Origin of the sequence: Labrys sp. (in: a-proteobacteria) (genome assembly GCF_047605565.1) — a bacterium.
Taxonomy (GTDB): Bacteria; Pseudomonadota; Alphaproteobacteria; order Rhizobiales; family Labraceae; genus Labrys; species Labrys neptuniae.
This window is the reverse complement of the sequence record NZ_JASGFM010000040.1, coordinates 1-15,938: the sequence shown is the minus strand read 5'-3', so window position 1 is coordinate 15,938 and position 15,938 is coordinate 1. Positions and strand designations below refer to the sequence as shown.

The 15,938-nt window shown below is 64.5% G+C and carries 16 protein-coding genes; 5 read left to right on the top strand and 11 right to left on the bottom strand.

Annotation, left to right across the window (positions count from 1 at the left end; translation table 11 throughout):
• Positions 1 to 24 precede the first annotated feature (24 nt).
• Complete coding sequence (locus tag QM672_RS26330) at positions 25 to 960, top strand: LysR substrate-binding domain-containing protein (protein ID WP_415086163.1); 936 nt, start codon at positions 25 to 27, stop codon at positions 958 to 960.
• 96 nt (positions 961 to 1,056) lie between these two features.
• Here the strand turns inward: QM672_RS26330 and QM672_RS26325 are convergent, their stop codons facing one another.
• Positions 1,057 to 1,842, bottom strand: coding sequence for an AraC family transcriptional regulator (locus tag QM672_RS26325; RefSeq protein ID WP_415086161.1), 786 nt, complete (start codon positions 1,840 to 1,842; stop codon positions 1,057 to 1,059).
• A 158-nt stretch (positions 1,843 to 2,000) separates the two neighbouring features.
• Between QM672_RS26325 and QM672_RS26320 the strand changes: the two genes are divergently transcribed.
• The 4 genes from QM672_RS26320 to QM672_RS26305 all read left to right on the top strand — a co-directional run bounded on the left by QM672_RS26320 (position 2,001) and on the right by QM672_RS26305 (position 5,610).
• Positions 2,001 to 3,203, top strand: coding sequence for an MFS transporter (locus QM672_RS26320; protein WP_376717791.1), 1,203 nt, complete (start codon positions 2,001 to 2,003; stop codon positions 3,201 to 3,203).
• Between the two features lie 374 nt (positions 3,204 to 3,577).
• Positions 3,578 to 4,126, top strand: coding sequence for a carboxymuconolactone decarboxylase family protein (locus QM672_RS26315; protein WP_415086159.1), 549 nt, complete (start codon positions 3,578 to 3,580; stop codon positions 4,124 to 4,126).
• Between the two features lie 73 nt (positions 4,127 to 4,199).
• Complete coding sequence (locus QM672_RS26310) at positions 4,200 to 5,033, top strand: helix-turn-helix domain-containing protein (protein WP_415086157.1); 834 nt, start codon at positions 4,200 to 4,202, stop codon at positions 5,031 to 5,033.
• Between the two features lie 97 nt (positions 5,034 to 5,130).
• Positions 5,131 to 5,610 (top strand): VOC family protein, encoded by a 480-nt coding sequence (locus QM672_RS26305; RefSeq protein ID WP_415086155.1) that lies wholly within the window; start codon positions 5,131 to 5,133, stop codon positions 5,608 to 5,610.
• A gap of 64 nt (positions 5,611 to 5,674) precedes the next feature.
• Here QM672_RS26305 and QM672_RS26300 read toward each other — a convergent pair whose 3' ends face one another.
• The 10 genes from QM672_RS26300 to tauA all read right to left on the bottom strand — a co-directional run.
• Entirely contained in the window at positions 5,675 to 5,986 is a 312-nt protein-coding gene (locus QM672_RS26300) for a cytochrome c (RefSeq protein ID WP_311944528.1), read from the bottom strand.
• An 8-nt stretch (positions 5,987 to 5,994) separates the two neighbouring features.
• A complete protein-coding gene (locus QM672_RS26295; RefSeq protein ID WP_415086153.1) occupies positions 5,995 to 7,206 on the bottom strand; it encodes a molybdopterin-dependent oxidoreductase in 1,212 nt (403 codons plus the stop codon).
• A gap of 114 nt (positions 7,207 to 7,320) precedes the next feature.
• Positions 7,321 to 8,370 (bottom strand): phosphate acetyltransferase, encoded by a 1,050-nt coding sequence (gene pta / locus QM672_RS26290; RefSeq protein WP_415086151.1) that lies wholly within the window; start codon positions 8,368 to 8,370, stop codon positions 7,321 to 7,323.
• Positions 8,367 to 9,404, bottom strand: coding sequence for a YeiH family protein (locus tag QM672_RS26285; RefSeq protein WP_415086149.1), 1,038 nt, complete (start codon positions 9,402 to 9,404; stop codon positions 8,367 to 8,369). The genes pta and QM672_RS26285 overlap by 4 nt, the downstream gene beginning before the upstream one ends.
• Positions 9,405 to 9,479: 75 nt before the next feature.
• Positions 9,480 to 11,255 carry a sulfoacetaldehyde acetyltransferase gene (gene xsc, locus QM672_RS26280; RefSeq protein ID WP_415086147.1) on the bottom strand — a complete coding sequence of 592 codons (1,776 nt, stop codon included), beginning with the start codon at positions 11,253 to 11,255 and terminating at the stop codon, positions 9,480 to 9,482.
• A gap of 111 nt (positions 11,256 to 11,366) precedes the next feature.
• A complete protein-coding gene (locus QM672_RS26275) occupies positions 11,367 to 12,767 on the bottom strand; it encodes an NAD(P)/FAD-dependent oxidoreductase (RefSeq protein WP_415086145.1) in 1,401 nt (466 codons plus the stop codon).
• 23 nt (positions 12,768 to 12,790) lie between these two features.
• On the bottom strand, positions 12,791 to 13,171 hold the full coding sequence (locus tag QM672_RS26270) for a nuclear transport factor 2 family protein (RefSeq protein ID WP_311944567.1): 381 nt from the start codon (positions 13,169 to 13,171) through the stop codon (positions 12,791 to 12,793).
• A 163-nt stretch (positions 13,172 to 13,334) separates the two neighbouring features.
• Positions 13,335 to 14,162, bottom strand: coding sequence for an ABC transporter permease subunit (locus QM672_RS26265; RefSeq protein WP_367624463.1), 828 nt, complete (start codon positions 14,160 to 14,162; stop codon positions 13,335 to 13,337).
• Complete coding sequence (locus tag QM672_RS26260) at positions 14,155 to 14,961, bottom strand: taurine ABC transporter ATP-binding protein (protein WP_367624462.1); 807 nt, start codon at positions 14,959 to 14,961, stop codon at positions 14,155 to 14,157. Before QM672_RS26260 ends, QM672_RS26265 begins: the two co-directional genes overlap by 8 nt.
• 106 nt (positions 14,962 to 15,067) lie before the next feature.
• On the bottom strand, positions 15,068 to 15,938 hold an 871-nt coding region (gene tauA, locus QM672_RS26255), incomplete at its 5' end, for a taurine ABC transporter substrate-binding protein (RefSeq protein ID WP_415086142.1).

Below are 15,938 nucleotides of genomic sequence, written 5' to 3'. Positions count from 1 at the left end.
TATCTGCGATAATGTTGATGTGCTATGAAGCAAAACTTCACAGTCAGACACAGCGCGCTGGACGGTGTGGAGGCGTTCTTGAACGTCGCCCAGCACCGCAGTTTCCGTCGCGCGGCCGCCGCGCTCGGGGTGACACCGTCGGCGATAAGCCAGTCGGTACGGGCGCTGGAGGCGCGCCTCGGCGCAGCGCTTCTCCTGAGGACGACACGCAGCGTCGGGCTGAGCGAAGCCGGCGAACGCTTCTTGTCGCGGGCAAGGCCCGCCTTCGAGGAACTGGTTGCCGCAAGCGAGGTTGCGCGCGCGCTCGGAAGCAGGCCGACCGGCCTGCTGCGCCTTGCCGTGCCCCCTGGCGTGGTGTCGGTTTTGCTCGAGCCGCTGATCGCATCCTTCTGCCAGGCTTATCCGGAAATCGAGGTAGAGATCGCGGCGAGCGGGGAACTGATCGATCTTGTGGCTCAGGGATTCGATGCCGGCATCCGGATGGGGCAGTTCATTGCGGCCGACATGATCGCGCTGCGCCTGACGCCTGCGTTCCCGTTCGTGGTCGTCGGCAGTCCGGAATATCTAGTCAAGCGCAAGGGCCCCGAGCGCATCGACGATCTGCGCCAGCATGCCTGCATGCGGATGCGCCGCTCGGATGGATCGATCGCGCCATGGCGTTTTGTCGAGGGCAATAGAACGGTGGAGGCGATCGTCTCAGGGCCGCTGATCGCACATGACTTTCCCACCCTCCTGGGCGCGGCGATCCGGGGGCTGGGACTTGCCCACTTGCCCGGCCCGCTCGCCAGGGCGCCGATCGCCGAAGGTCGATTGCAGGCGGTGATGGCGCCTTACGCCATTACCGTGCCTGGCGTCTTTCTTTACTATCCGGACAGACGGCAGGTCTTGCCGAAACTGCGCGCCTTCATCGACCATATGAAACGCCAGAGCACAACTTCGGATCTTCGAGACGACGGGTAGATCGAGGCGGATTTCCGGGCGACATGGATCTTTGGGGCCGCCGCGGCACTTGTCGAGATTGTGGACGAACTTCGCAAAGTCCTTCGCACTATCGGTTCAGGCGGTGCGACTATTCCGCATGCCGAGATAGGTCAGGGGCGGGCTGCCGAAGGCGCGCTTGAACATGATCGTGAAGGCGGCAGGGTTCTCATAGCCCAGATCAATTGCAACCGTCGTGACGGGGTCACCTGCGGCCAGGCGGGGCATTGCGCACAACAGGCAGGCCTGCTGGCGCCAGGCCAGGAAGCTGAGGCCGGTCTCGCGCCGAAAGAGGCGGGTGAAGGTGCGCCGGCTCATGCCGAGCGCCGTGCTCCAGTCGTCGATCCTCTCATGAATGGTCGGCCGCTCGACGAAGCGTCGGCAGCGAAGGGCCAACGCCCCATGCGATGGATAATGCAGGGAAAGCGGCAGCACCGGCATTTGCTGCATTTCGTGCCGTATCAACTCCATCAAGGCGCCCGAGCGGCTGTCGAGGTCATATTCGAGCGGCAGGTTGAGCGCCTCGGTCAACAGGCTTCGCATGAAGGGCGAAATGGAGACGACCTGGCAGTGGGCGGGCATGCTGGGAACCGCGTCGGGTTCGAGATAGAGGCTTTGCATGCCGACCGCACCGACCATGCGCACGTGATGCGTCGTGCCGGGAGGAATCCACATGCCGCGCTGCGGGGGCATGACCCAGGTGCCGCTCGGCGTCGCGAGCACGACGACGCCGGACGCCCCCGAGATCAATTGTCCTCGTCGATGATGGTGGGGCGGGACGATGAAGCCGTCGGGATAATCGCGACCGATCGCGATGATCGGTCGGGGGATATGGTCGACCGTGTCGATATGGACATCGCGCATGTTGGCCCACTCTCGTAGGAATATGGCCCAACATTGGTGGCAGGCCGTACGACCTCTCGGTACGCTGTTGATAGGCCGTGCGCAAGATTTTCGCGCCGATCGACCATGGCTTTCTCTGAGGATCTTCCGTGTCTACCCAAGATCTACCGCGTCAACGCATACATCCGCAGCCGCAGAAGAATACGAAGACAGTGTTCTCCGTCCTGTGGGCCGCAAGTTTCTGTCACTTGCTGAATGACATGCTGCAGGCGCTTCTGCCCGCCGTCTATCCGATCCTCCAGGGTAATTTCGAGCTCACTTTCGCGCAGGTCGGCTTTCTGACCTTCATCTACCAGATCACGGCGTCGCTGTTTCAGCCTTTCATCGGCTACTATACCGATCGTCGGCCCCTGCCATATTCCTTGCCGGTCGGCATGACTTCATCGATGTCCGGCTTATTGACGCTCGCCTTCGCCCCGAACTACGGCGTCCTGTTGATCGGTTCCATGCTGCTGGGACTTGGCTCCTCGATCTTTCATCCGGAGTCCTCGCGTATCGCTCGCCTGGCATCGGGCGGGGCTCATGGGCTGGCGCAATCGCTGTTCCAGGTCGGCGGCAATTTCGGCTCGGCGCTCGGTCCCCTGGCCGCCGCCTTCTTCGTGCTGCCGCGTGGGCAGGCCGGCTTGGCCTGGTTCGCGCTCGCAGCTCTTGCCGGCATCGTCATATTGACGGCGCTCGGGCACTGGTACCGGCTCAACGGCCATGCCAGGCGGCCGTCACACAAGGCACCCACCCATCATGCGACCTTGTCGCGTGGGCAGGTTTCGCGGGCAATGGCCATATTGATCGCGCTGCTTTTCTCCAAATATATCTATCTCGGCAGCTTCACGAGCTATTACATCTTCTATCTCAAGGACAAGTTCGGCCTGGCCACGCAGACGGCCCAGATCTACCAGTTCGTGTTCTTCGCGGCGGTTGCGGCCGGTACGATTGCCGGCGGGCCGATCGGCGACAGGCTCGGCCGGAAGGTCGTGATCTGGGTTTCCATCCTGGGTGTGCTGCCGTTCTCCCTGCTGCTGCCGCATGTCGGATTGATGGCAACCGCCGTGCTGAGCGTGATCATCGGCTTTGTGATCTCCTCGGCCTTCCCTGCAATCGTGGTCTATGGGCAGGAACTGATGCCTGGCCGCGTCGGCATGGTCTCCGGCCTGTTCTTCGGCTTCATCTTCGGCATCGGCGGCATCGGGGCGGCGGCGCTCGGCACGCTGGCCGACTGGACGGGCATCAATTTCGTCTTCCAACTCTGCGCCTTCCTGCCGGCACTCGGAATTCTCACGGTGCTCCTACCGAACCTGCGAGAACCCAAGCCGCTGCATGCATGAGAGTTGCTGGCAGTGCTGCTTGTCCTGGACGTGCGGCCGGCGCGCTCGCTGCAGTTGTTCTTCGATGGTGAGGCAGTAACTGCCAACCCATCACCACTTGCGTGCTCCAGCGCGCATCCGCCAATTCGGTGACCAGGAAGTCGGCCGGTGCCGAGACCTTGGCGACGGCACGCGAACAAGTCGGCCGCGCGGTCGCTCCAGCCATGCCTGGCGCCCAGGCGCAGGAAACGGGAGCTACGAAACCATCTGCCGGCCTATTCGCTCCCGCGCTGCCCAACGCCACTACCCCGGAGGTAGTTGGGCGACCCCCAGCAAGTGGCTTTACTCCCCTCGACGCGAACGATGCCGTTCGCCAGAAATGACGAGGAGCCAACATGCCATCCTATCCCATCCACACCGTCGCCACCGCGCCCGAGGAGGCGCGGCCGGTTCTCGGTGAACTCGCCAAAACCTTCGGCGTGATCCCCAACATCGCAGGTGCGATGGCAAACTCGCCGGCGCTGATCAAGGCGTTCGCCGGCCTGTTCCGGCAGGTTCATTCCGGTACGTTCACCGAGGCGGAGATCCAGATCCTGCTGCTGACCAATGCCGTCGCCAATTCCTGCGATTGGGCGGTGGCGTTCCACACCATGCTGGCTCTGAAGGAGGGCCTCGCGCCTGCCGATGTCGAGGCGGTCCGCAGGCGCGGCATCCCTGCGGATGGAAGGCTGGCTGCGCTGTCCAGCCTGGCCCGGAAGCTGATCGAGAGGCGCGGCCATGTGAGCGACCACGATCTCGAAACCTTCGTCAACGCCGGGTTCCATGGGGAGCAGGTGTTGGAGATGCTGGCCGTGACCGCGGCCTCGACGATCACCAATTATGTCGGCACCATTGCCCGGCCGCCACTCGAAGGCTTCTTGCAGCCGCATGCCTGGCGAGCCTGACCGGCCACATCGCCGGCGCCGTGCCCTGGCACGGCGCTCTCCCATCCAACGACGTTTCCGAAGGGGCTTGGCCATGTCCATGCAGGATACGATAGCCACGCCGCGGGGTGGCCAAGTGGGCGCCCTGCTGCGCCATTGGCGTGATTTGCGTCGCAAGAGCCAATTGGAACTCTCATTCGACACGGGCGTGTCGCAGCGACATCTCAGTTTCATCGAGGTCGGTCGCACGGTGCCCAGTCGTCAGATGCTGATCGACCTCGCCACCGCTCTGGACATGCCCTTGCGCGACCGGAATACGCTGCTGCTGGCTGGCGGTTACGCGCCCATATATCGCGATGGTGCCTGGGACGGCGTGGAGATGCGCAGCATCACCAAGGCCCTGGAGCGTATGCTGCATCAGCACGAACCATTCCCGGCCCTGGTCATGGATCGCTATTGGAACGTGCTCATGACGAACCGATCTGCGCCGCGCCTCTTCAGCCGTTTCACGGATTTGTCGGTGCGCAAGGCGCCGCGCAACCTGCTGCATCTGGTTTTTGATCCAAATGGCCTGCGCCGCTTCATTGCGGATTGGCCGGCTGTTGCACGAAGCCTGATCCAGCGTGTTCATCGTGAAGCCGTGGGACGCATCATCGACGACAAGGTCAAGGAACTGCTGGCGGCACTTCTGGCCTATCCGGATGTCGAGCCCGCGTGGACCTCGCCCGAGGCTGCAAGCCCCCTTGCGGCGATGCCGGTCATCCCGATCGGCCTTGTCAAGGACGGCAGGGTGCTCGACTATTTCTCAATGGTCACCACCGTTGGTACGCCCCAGGCGGTCGCCGCCCAGGAACTGCGCATCGAATGCATGTTCCCGGCTGACGAAGCGAGCGAGGCTTTTCATATCGAGATACTGGGGCGGGACTGACATGGAGTTAACCGAGGGCGAGCGAGATTCAGCGACACTGAGCGAGGTTCAGTGACATTCCAGGGCCGTATTGGCCTTGAAAGTGAAAGGACAAGCAATGGCCGTCGCCAAGAACACGATCTGCGTATGGTACGACAAGGAAGCCGAGGCTGCGGCCCGCTTCTATGCCGAGATCTTTCCCGACAGCACGGTGCATGCCGTCCATCGCGCACCCGGCGACTACCCGTCAGGCAAGGAGGGCGACGTGCTGACGGTCGAATTCACCGTTGCCGGCATTCCCTGCCTCGGCCTCAATGGCGGACCCGCGTTCAAGCACAGCGAAGCCTTTTCCTTCCAGATCGCCACGGACGACCAGGAGGAGACGGATCGCTACTGGAATGCCATCGTCGGCAATGGCGGCCAGGAAAGCGCGTGCGGCTGGTGCAAGGACAGATGGGGCATCTCCTGGCAGATCACGCCGCGGGTGTTGACAGAGGCCTTGGCTGCCGGTGGCGCGGAAGCCAAACGCGCCTTCGAAGCGATGATGGCGATGCGCAAGATCGACGTCGCGGCGATCGAGGCGGCTCGTCGGGGCTGACGATGCCGCCACCCGTTGGCGGAGATCGCCCTGCGATCTCCATATATGATTTTATCGTGATATGTCAGTATGTTGAGTCAAGATATTCGACGATCGCCTTCACGTCGGCTTCGGCGATCGGCGCCTTGTAGGTCTTGATCATCTTGTTGACTTCGGCAGCCCAGAAGGCCTGTCCCTTCTTCGGCGGCTGCGTGCGGATATAGTCCGCCGAATGACAGGCGGTACAATTGTTCTGCGCGGTTTCGAGGTTCGGCCCGTCCTTGAATTTGGAAGCCTCGTCGGGAAGCTGGTAGGTCAGCGGCCGGGCGAAGACCAGGGAGACAGGCAGCAAAGCGAGGGCGGCTGCCAGTGATGCGGTGACGATACGTTTCATCATGGCTCTCCTCAGGCTGCCGTGACCTTGGTGGCTTCGACGCAGTTGCGCATGTAGCCGGCCGGGTTCCACAGCGGCTTGTCGGGCTGGGTCTTGCCGTCATTGCCGGTGGCGCGCACCTTGAGCACATGGGCTCCCGGCTCGAGCCGAATATCGGTGGTCCACTCCCGGAAGGAATAATTGCCGAGATCCTCGCCGAGGCGTGCCGGCAGCCAGGTGGCGCCGTCGTCGGTCGAGATGGAAACCTGCCTGATGCCCGAGCCGCCATCGAAGGCGAAGCCGCGCAGCTTCATGGGTGCGCCGGCCGGCACTTTCTGGCCGTCGAGCACGCTGGTGATGAAGGAGCGCACATTGAACCGGTTGATCGGCACGGTCTTGTCCGGCGCCTTGCCGGGTTCGGTACAGGCGCAGTCATTGTCGGGAATGCGGTAGGCGGATTTCATCCAGAAGCCCTCGAACGGCTTGTCGAGCACGGTGATCTCGTTGAGGTGCTTGAGCCAGTAGGTGCCGTACCAGCCCGGTACGACCAGGCGAACCGGGAAGCCGTTCAGCCAGGGCAGGTCCTCGCCGTTCATGGCATAGGCCAGCATCACCTCGCCGTCGCGGGCATGGTCGATGTCGAGAGCCTTGACGAAATCGGGTGTATCGGGCGCGGCCGGACCGTCCAGGCCGCCGAACGATACCTGCACCGCGCCGGGCTGCACGCCGGCCTTGTCGAGAATAGCCCTGAGGGGAACGCCTTTCCAGCTGGCATTGCCCATGGCGCCGTTGGCGAGCTGTCCGCCGGCGACGCGCGGTTCGACGAAGCCGCGGCTGTTGCCCGAGCACTGGTGGGCGGCCACCATTTCGATCGGCTCGAAAGCCTTGAGGTCATCCAGCGACAGGGAAAGCGGCGTCCTGACCAGCCCCTTGACCTCGACCCGGTAGGTCTGGGGATCGATCCCGAGCGGGATGTCGGAGAGGTGGTAGCGCACGAAGAAGGCGTCGTTCGGGGTGATGATGCCTTCATTGAAGATCTGGAAGGGCGTTTCGAGCTGCGGCGGGCGCTCGGTCAGCCCGATCAGGGGGCGCTTGCCGGGATATGTCACCAAGGGGCGCTCGCCATTGGCAAAGGGCAGGGTGACCGTCTCTTCCGCGTGGGCGAGAGGCGGCAAAATCATTCCGCTTGCCAAGGCGGCGGCAGTCGAGCCGCCCAGCTTCAGGACATTGCGTCGGCTGATCATGGTCACCTTCCTGGGGTTATCGTTGGTGGTGTCGTGCGGTCGTTTGCGCAGATATGCGGGCGTTGACTTGACCGGAAAAACGCGAGGCCGGCCGCCTTGTTCCTGTCCCATGCCTCAAGGCTTGGAGTCACCGTCACCGCCATGGAGGAAGGACGCAGTCGGCTGACGCATGTCGGCCGCCTGGAGCGTGGTGACCGCGATCATGTGATAGGCATCCTCGGCGCTGCAGCCGCGCGAGAGGTCGTTGGCAGGCTTGGCCAGCCCCTGCAGGATCGGCCCGATGGCGCTCGCCCCGCCGATGCGCTGGGCGATCTTGTAGCCGATGTTGGAAGCGTCGAGATTGGGAAAGATGAAGACATTGGCGCCGCCGTGCAGGGGTGAGTTCGGTGCCTTGGCGGCACTCACCGCTTCGACGAACGCACTGTCGAACTGCAGCTCTCCGTCGATGGCAAGATCGGGATCGGCGGCATGGGCAAGGCGCGTCGCCTCCACCACTTTGGAGACGCGTTCGTGCGAAGCGCTGCCGATCGTGGAGAAGGACAGCATCGCCACCTTGGCCGATACGCCGGCTAGGGCCTGGTAGGAGCGGGCGGACACCCGCGCGATATCGGCGAGCTCTGCCGCATCGGGATCGATGACGAGGCCGCAATCGGCAAACAGGAAGGCGCCCTTCTTCACGTGGTAGGGCTGGCACAGCATCATCAGGAAGAAGCTGGAGACCAGGGCGGCGCCGGGCGCCCGGCCGATGCATTGCAGCGCCGCGCGCACGGTATCGGCGGTGGTCGCCACGGCACCGCCCACCGTGCCGTCGACCTCGCCCTCGCGCACCATCATGGCGGCGAAGGTCAAAGGCGAGCGCAACGCCTCGACCGCCGCCTGCGCGTCGACGCCCTTGGATTGGCGCAGCCGGTGATAGGCGGCGGCCAGGCGAGGGGCGAGCGGCGAGGTGGCCGGGTCCTCGATGCGGATCTCTTCGCTTGCGGCACCGGCTTCGAGCAGACGCTGCCTGATGATGTCGCCGCTGCCGACGAGGATGATCTGGGCAATGCCATCCCGGCTGGCCCGCAAGGCCGCCTCGACGATGCGCGGGTCCTCGCCCTCGGCAAGGACGATGCGCCTGGGTGCGGCCTTGGCCGCGGCGATGATGCGGTCGAGCGGTTTCATGACACATGCCCCAGGAGATACATGCCGGCGAGGATGAAGAGGGCGAGGAAGACGGTCTCGGCGACGATCAGGGCGACTGCGTCACCGCCGACTTCGAGCACCCGGCGCAGCGCCGTCTTCATGCCGACGGAGACGATGCCCGCCAGCAGGGCCCAGCGCGAGACCTCGGCGCCCGCTTCGGCGACCACCCGCGGGATCAGGCCGAACGAATTGATCGCGGCCAGGATGAGGAAGGTAATGACGAAGCCGGGCAGCAGGGGCGGGCGGCCGGCAGCATCGTCCGGGCCGGCAATGTTGCGGGTGGCCAGCGAATAGACCAGCACCACCGGCGCCAGCATGGCCACGCGGATGAGCTTAACCAGCGTGGCCGCCTCGCCGGCCTCCGGCGAGACGGAAAAGCCCGCCCCGACCACCTGGGCGACGTCGTGGATGGTGCCGCCGAAGAAGATGCCGGTGGCGCGCGCATCAAGCCCGATCGCGTGGGCGAGGATCGGATAGACGATCATGGCGATGGTGCTGAGCACGGTGACCGAGAGCACCGTGAAGATCAGATTGCGCTCGGAGAACTCGTTCTTGGGCAGCACGGCCGCAATGGCCATGGCGGCAGAGGCACCGCAGATCGCCACCGAGCCGCTGGTTATCAGCGCCAGCCGCCAGCCCCGGCCGAGCACCTTGGCGGCCAGCAGGCCAAAGCCGATGGTGGCCGCGATGGCCGCGACCAAGAGGAGGATGGTGCCGGCGCCGAGCCCGATCAGCAGGTCGACGCTGATGCGCATGCCCAGCAAGGCCACGCCGAGGCGAAGCACCTTCCTGGCGCACAGGTCGATGCCGGGAACGCAGCGCCCTTCCTCCGACAGGAAATGCAGGGCGATGCCGAGCAGCAGCGCCATCAGCATGGCCGGCGCGCCGTAATGGTCGGACAGGAATTGGGCGGCGATGGCGGTGGCACCGGTCACCGCCACGCCCGGCCAATAGCGGACTGCCGCCGAGGGAAGCCCTCCGAACCGGCTGGGCGTTACGGCTGAGGTCGTCATGGGCGCGTGTCCTGTGGTCGGGAAGCTGGCATGCGGCGCGAAGGGCCTGCCCGGTTCGGGGCAGGCCGCAGTCGGTCAGGCGCGCTGCTGAGGCCGCATGTCGGCGCGGTCGATGCCGGCGACCGGCACGGGCTTCTTCATGGCGTCGCGCCGGAAGGGTTCGCCCAGCTCCTGGTTGAGCACGACCTCGACGAAGGTGGTTACGCCCCTGGCCTGATCGTCGAGCGCCCTGGCGAGAGCCTCGGTCAGGCCGGCCGGCGTGTCGACGCTGACGCCCTTGAGCCCGCAACCCTCGGCCACCTTGGCGTAGCTGAGATTGGGGTTGAGCTCGGTGCCGACGAAATTGTTGGCGTACCACAGCGTGGTGTTGCGCTTTTCCGCGCCCCATTGGTAGTTGCGGAAGATCACCATGGTGATGGCCGGCCAGTCCTCGCGGCCGATCGCCCCCATCTCGTTCATCGAGATGCCGAAGGCGCCGTCGCCGGCAAAGCCCACCACCGGCGTGTTGGGACAGCCGATCTTGGCGCCGACGATGGAGGGGAAACCGTAGCCGCAGGGACCGAACATGCCGGGCGCCAGATATTTGCGACCCTGCTCGAAGCTCGGATAGGCATTGCCGATCGCGCAATTGTTGCCGATGTCGGTGGAGATGATCGCCTCCTTCGGCAGCGCGGCCTGGATGGCGCGCCAGGCCTGGCGCGGCGACATGCGGTTGGGCTCGCGCCGGCGGGCACCGTCGTTCCATTCCGTGCCCGGATCGTCGTCTTCATGGTCCATCGAGGAGAGCTGCTGCAGCCAGGCCGAACGGGTCTGGTGGATGGTGGCCACGCGCTCCTTGCGGCCCGTATCGCCGGCCGCCGGCGACAATTGCGCCAGAATCTGGCCCGCCACCTGCCTGGCGTCGCCGCAAATGCCGACGGTGACCTTCTTGGTGAGGCCGATGCGGTCGGCATTGATGTCGACCTGGATGATCGCAGCCTGTTTCGGCCAATAGTCGATGCCGTAGCCCGGCAGGGTCGAGAACGGGTTGAGGCGGGTGCCGAGCGCCAGCACCACGTCGGCCTTGGCGATCAGTTCCATCGCGGCCTTGGAGCCGTTATAGCCGAGCGGCCCGACGGCGAGGCGATGGCTGCCTGGGAAGGCGTCGTTGTGCTGATAGCCGCAGCACACCGGCGCATCGAGCCGTTCGGCCAGCGCCATGGACTCGCCGATGGCATTGCCGATGACGACGCCGGCGCCGTTGAGGATCACCGGGAATTTCGCCTCGGACAGGAGCTTGGCGGCCTGGGCGATCGCCTGCGGCCCGCCGGCCGGGCGTTCGAAGCGGACGATCGCCGGCAAATCGACATCGATCACCTGGGTCCAGAAGTCGCGGGGAACATTGATCTGCGCCGGAGCGCAGCCGCGCCAGGCCTTCTCGATCACCCGGTTCAGCACTTCGGGAATGCGCGAGGGATCGCGCACCTCTTCCTGATAGCACACCATCTCCTCGAACATCGCCATCTGGTCGACTTCCTGGAAGCCGCCCTGGCCGATGGTCTTGTTGGCCGCCTGGGGGGTGACCATCAGGAGCGGGGTGTGGTTCCAATAGGCCGTCTTCATGGCGGTGATGAAGCCGGTAACACCCGGTCCGTTCTGGCCGATCGCCATGGCCATGGTGCCGGTGGCGCGACTGAAGCCGTCGGCCATCATGCCGGCATTGGTCTCGTGAGCGCAGTCCCAGAACTTGACGCCGGCCTTGGGAAAGAGGTCCGACACCGGCATCATGGCCGAGCCGATGATGCCAAAGGCATGCTCGATGCCGTGCATCTGGAGGACTTTGACGAAGGCTTCTTCCGTGGTCATTTTCATGGCTTGGTTCCTTTCGAAGGGGCCATTCGATGCTGAGAGGGTGTTTTAATTTTCATTTTCTATTTCAAATAGATACATTGGTTTTCAAAACCAATTTGATCGGCAGGCGCTCTAGAAAATCTCATCCTTGAGGTAGTACCAGCGGTACATGCCCCACTGTCCCAGGCGCCTGAACGGCGTCAGCAGCCCGTGGCTCGGCAGCGGCGAGGTGAAGATCGGCAAATCGAGGCCGCCGCCCTTGCCGGCGACCATCTGGGCCATGCGGCGGCCGGCCTGCGCCGAGTACATGACGCCGTTGCCGCCATAGCCCATGGCGTAGAACAGCGGCTGGGCCGGGTCGGGGCGGAAGATGCGCGGCATCATGTCGTGGCTGACATCGACCCAGCCCCACCAGGAATAGTCGATCTCGATGCCGCGCAGGATCGGGAACTTCCGGTAGAGCCCTTCGACCAGCAGGTTGAGATGCTTGGGATTGGCCGCATCGCCGCCGGTGATGGCGCTGCGGCTGCCGATCTGCAGGCGGCCATCCGGCAGCAGGCGATAATAATGGCGCAAGGTGCGCGTATCGGTCAGCGGGATGTGGGTCCTGAAATTCAGCGCTTCTCGCTCTTCCTGCGTGAGCGAGCGGGTGACGACCGAGTTGGACAGGATCGGCATCAGCCGGTGCCGGGTCAGGGGATGCAACCCGGGCGAGGTGTAGCCGGCCGTGGCGATGCAGACGGCGCGGGCGTGCACGGTTCCCCCCGGCGTCCTCAGATGATGGACGCCGCCCTTGAGTTCGCAGCCGAGCACGGGGCTCGAGACATGCACCCTGGCTCCGAGCTTGCGTGCCAGCTTCAGATAGCCGAAGGCGAGCTTGGCGGCATGGATGCCGATGCCGTCGGGCTCGTACATGGCGCCCTTGGCCTCGGCGTCGCGCACGAAATCGCTGTGGATCTCGTCGCGTCCGACCATGCGGGCACGGTAGCCGAACACCTCGTTCAGCAGCTGCGTTTCCTTCTCCAGCGCCGGCATCATCTTCTCGCGATGGGCGATGTAGAGATGGCCGCCATCCTGGGGCTCGCAGTCGATCTCCGGCGAGCGGATCAGTTCTCGGAACAGCTCGAAGGCATCGGCGATCTCGCCATGGAGCTTTTTGGCGACATCCATCCCCCAGCGCTCGATCCATTGCGAGCGCTTCAATCGGCCCGATGAGATCTGCGCCTGGCCGCCATTGCGAGTCGAGCAGCCCCAGGCGACGCCGTTGGCTTCCAGTACCGTCGCCTTGATGCCATGTTCCCTGGCAAGATGGATGGCGCAGGACAGACCCGTATAGCCCGAGCCGATGATGGCGACATCGACATCGAGGTCTCTGGTCACGGGGCCATCGTCGGCGGGCGGCGTGCCCGCCGTGCCGATCCAGTAGGTCGGCGCATAGTCCTTGCCGGTGCCCGGATCGGGGGCATGGATCGGATCATAGGCCGGATCGAAGGGCTGTCTTGGCGCCGTCGTCCTGGCAAGCAGCTGGTCCATCGGATTGTCCTCCCGCGCTGAGCTCAGCCCTGCGCAGCCTGCGGCGGCCGGTTCTTGCGGAAGGCCTGTTTGCGGATGATCTTGCCGTCGGCGAGGGTGAAGAGGTCGCAACCCTCCGCCTCGATGCGGCTGCCGTCGGCCTGGGTGCCGGAGAAGACCCATTCCGAAACCGCCCGGTCGTCATGGACGAAATGGCTGTGATGGGCCCAGCGCGCATCGGGCATCGCCTGCCACACAGCGCTGAAGGCATCGGCGATGGCCTGGCCGCCGGAAAAGCGGGTGCCGTAGACTTCCGGCCCGCCGACGGCGTCGAACACGCAGTCCGGGGCGAAGAAGGCCATGACGCCGTCGATGTCGTGCCGGTTGAAGGCATCGAAGAGGCGGGCAAGATCGGCTGCGGTCATCGACATTTCAGTTTCCTCGTATTTTCGCGGCGACCCTTCGGGCAAAGCTTCGCCGTGAGCCGGCTGGGCGGCCCGTTGGTCTTGTTTTCAAGTTGGTCCGGTGCGGCGCCGGCGTCGGGCGATCAGCCCAGGGTGGGCACCCTCAAGTACGGTTGCGCGGCCGTCAGATCTTGCCCTTCCAGGGGATGAGCGCCTTTTCCAGGTGGCGGATCAAAAGGTCGAAGGCGAAAGCGAAGATGCCGATGATGAAGATGCCCATGATCACCGTGTCGCTTTCCAGATTCTCGGCCGCGTTGAGCACCATGAAGCCGAGGCCTCGGTTCGCGGCGACCATTTCGGCCGCGACGAGCGTGGTCCAGCCGACGCCGATGCCGATGCGCATGCCGGTGAAGATCTCCGGAAGGGCGGCCTTCAGAATGACCTGGCTGATGACCTGGCTGCGGGTACCCCCCATCGCATAGGCGGCATGGATCTGTTCGGTCGAGACCGAGCGCACGCCGGCCCGGGCCGCGATGGCCATCGGTGCGAAGATTGCCAGATAGATCAGGAATACTTTCGGGAACTCGCCGATGCCGAGCCAGATGATGATCAGCGGCAGATAGGCGAGTGGCGGCAGTGGCCGGTAGAACTCGATGATCGGATCGAACAGGCCGCGTACGAAGCGGTTGACACCCATCAGGATGCCGATCGGCACGGCGGTAACCAGGGCGAGCAGGAAGGCACCGACGACGCGGCCGAGACTGGCCATGGTGTGTTCGGCGAGGGTCGAGTTGGAGACGCCGTCGGTGAGCGCCAGTACGAACTTGTCCCAGACGGCCAGGGGGGATGGCAGGAATAGGGGCTTGACCCAGCCGGTTTCCGTGACGAGGAACCACAGGGCGATCAGGACGATGGCGGTGGCCAGGCTGATCAGGCCGCTGCTGCCGTCGCCGGGGGCACCGAAGATCTTGCCGGGCTGGACGGGCCGCGCCTTCAGGACACCCTCAAGCATGGGCTGCCTCCGGATTGGCGCGCTCGTCGCCATAGATGATGCCGAGTACTTCTTCACGCATCCTGATGAACTGGGGGCTGGACTTGATGGCACGGGCGTTACCCTCCGCGAGGAACTGGCGATTGAAATCGAGTTCGTAGGTGTGGGTGATGCGGCCGGGGCGCGGCGACATCACGATCAGCCGCGACCCCAGGAACAGCGCTTCCTCGACGCTGTGGGTGATGAAGAAGAACATCTTGTTGGTGAGCTGCCAGACCTTGAGCAGCAGTTCCTGGATGGTCTCGCGGGTCAGCGCGTCCAACGCCGCCATCGGTTCGTCCATCAGGAGCATGGCCGGGTCGCAAGTCAGGGCTCTGGCGATGCCCACGCGCTGCTGCATGCCGCCCGACAGGTGGTAGATCATGTGGCGATGGAAGTCCTGCAGGCCGACCAGGGCCAGGTTCTTGGTGGCGAGCTCCCGCCGCCTGGTCTTGTCGACGCCGCGCAGCTTGAGGCCGAACTCGGTGTTGTCGATCACGTTGAGCCAGGGCAGCAGCGCATGTTTCTGGAACACCACGCCCCGGTCGGCGCCCGGACCGCTGATCCGATTGTTCCCGAGTGAGATCTCGCCATCGGACGGCGCCATGAAACCGGCCATGATGTTGAGCAATGTGGTCTTGCCGCACCCCGATGCACCGAGGGCAACGACGAAATCCCCGCTGTTGATGCTGAGATTGACGCCCTTGAGGGCTATGACGGCCTGGTCCGAATAGAGGCCTGGATATGTCAGGCTGACGTTCTTGACACTAAGCGTTTCCATAACGAATGCCTCCCGGCAGCTTGGTCACGGGGCACGTTGGATGTGCTGTCGGCCGCCCGGAGCAAGGGTTGCACGGGCGATCGACGGTGTGCGCGATCGGGGCGCTCTATTTGGCCGCGCTCCGGGCAAAGCTCGCGTTCACATAGGGCGCGTAGTCGTCGAGCGACTTGCTGATCTGTTTCTGCTCGACCAGGAACTTTGCGCTCGCATTGAGGGCGCGCACCGCGCCGCCGCCGAGCCAGCTATCCGAAGCCTGTTCGGCTGCATTGGGGAAGGAGAGCAGCTTCAGGGCCTCGACAGTGCTGGGGCCATCGCCTCCGATCAGCTTGACGATGCCGCGGACCTGCGGGGAGTCAGCGGTCCACGCCGCCTTGTTGGCGTTGTAGTCGGCATAGGCCTGCGCCAGGACCTTGGTGAAGGCTGCCATGAGTTTGGGATTTTCCTCCGCCCAGCCCTTTGAGACCACGAGGCCGTCGAAGGTTGGTACGCTGGCGGCGCCTATGCCCTCGGAATCGGCGATCACCTTGCCCGATTTCAGGATTTCCGACAAAGCGGGCGGCCAGACATAGGCGGCATCGATGTCGCCGCGCTGCCAGGCGGCCACGATCTGCGGCGGCTTGAGATTGAGGATGTTGACCTCGCGCGGGTCGAGCTTCCAGACCTGCTTCATACCGACCAGAAGATGGAAGTGGGAGGTCGAGACGAAGGGGACGGCGACCTTCTTGCCCTTCAGGTCCTCCGGCTTGGTGATGCCGGAACCCTCGCGCGCCACCAGCGCTTCGGACTTGCCGATATTGTCGAGGATCCAGAAGAGTTGCAGGTCGACCCCACGGGTGGCGGCAGCGGCGGTGCCGGTGGAGCCGATGACACCGATCGGCACGTCGCCCGAGGCCAGCGCGGTGGTGATGTCGCCGGCCGAGCTGAACTGGCGCCAGTCGATCTTGTAGCCGGCCTCCTTGGCGGCGGCGTCGAAGCGG

Bases quoted from the DNA above. Each gene is read 5' to 3' on its own strand.
- QM672_RS26330 (WP_415086163.1), top strand. From the start codon at position 25: ATGAAGCAAAACTTCACAGTCAGACACAGCGCGCTGGACGGTGTGGAG.
- QM672_RS26325 (WP_415086161.1), bottom strand. From the start codon at position 1,842: ATGCGCGATGTCCATATCGACACGGTCGACCATATCCCCCGACCGATC.
- QM672_RS26315 (WP_415086159.1), top strand. From the start codon at position 3,578: ATGCCATCCTATCCCATCCACACCGTCGCCACCGCGCCCGAGGAGGCG.
- QM672_RS26310 (WP_415086157.1), top strand. From the start codon at position 4,200: ATGTCCATGCAGGATACGATAGCCACGCCGCGGGGTGGCCAAGTGGGC.
- QM672_RS26305 (WP_415086155.1), top strand. From the start codon at position 5,131: ATGGCCGTCGCCAAGAACACGATCTGCGTATGGTACGACAAGGAAGCC.
- QM672_RS26300 (WP_311944528.1), bottom strand. From the start codon at position 5,986: ATGATGAAACGTATCGTCACCGCATCACTGGCAGCCGCCCTCGCTTTG.
- QM672_RS26295 (WP_415086153.1), bottom strand. From the start codon at position 7,206: ATGATCAGCCGACGCAATGTCCTGAAGCTGGGCGGCTCGACTGCCGCC.
- pta (WP_415086151.1), bottom strand. From the start codon at position 8,370: ATGAAACCGCTCGACCGCATCATCGCCGCGGCCAAGGCCGCACCCAGG.
- QM672_RS26285 (WP_415086149.1), bottom strand. From the start codon at position 9,404: ATGACGACCTCAGCCGTAACGCCCAGCCGGTTCGGAGGGCTTCCCTCG.
- xsc (WP_415086147.1), bottom strand. From the start codon at position 11,255: ATGAAAATGACCACGGAAGAAGCCTTCGTCAAAGTCCTCCAGATGCAC.
- QM672_RS26275 (WP_415086145.1), bottom strand. From the start codon at position 12,767: ATGGACCAGCTGCTTGCCAGGACGACGGCGCCAAGACAGCCCTTCGAT.
- QM672_RS26270 (WP_311944567.1), bottom strand. From the start codon at position 13,171: ATGACCGCAGCCGATCTTGCCCGCCTCTTCGATGCCTTCAACCGGCAC.
- QM672_RS26265 (WP_367624463.1), bottom strand. From the start codon at position 14,162: ATGCTTGAGGGTGTCCTGAAGGCGCGGCCCGTCCAGCCCGGCAAGATC.
- QM672_RS26260 (WP_367624462.1), bottom strand. From the start codon at position 14,961: ATGGAAACGCTTAGTGTCAAGAACGTCAGCCTGACATATCCAGGCCTC.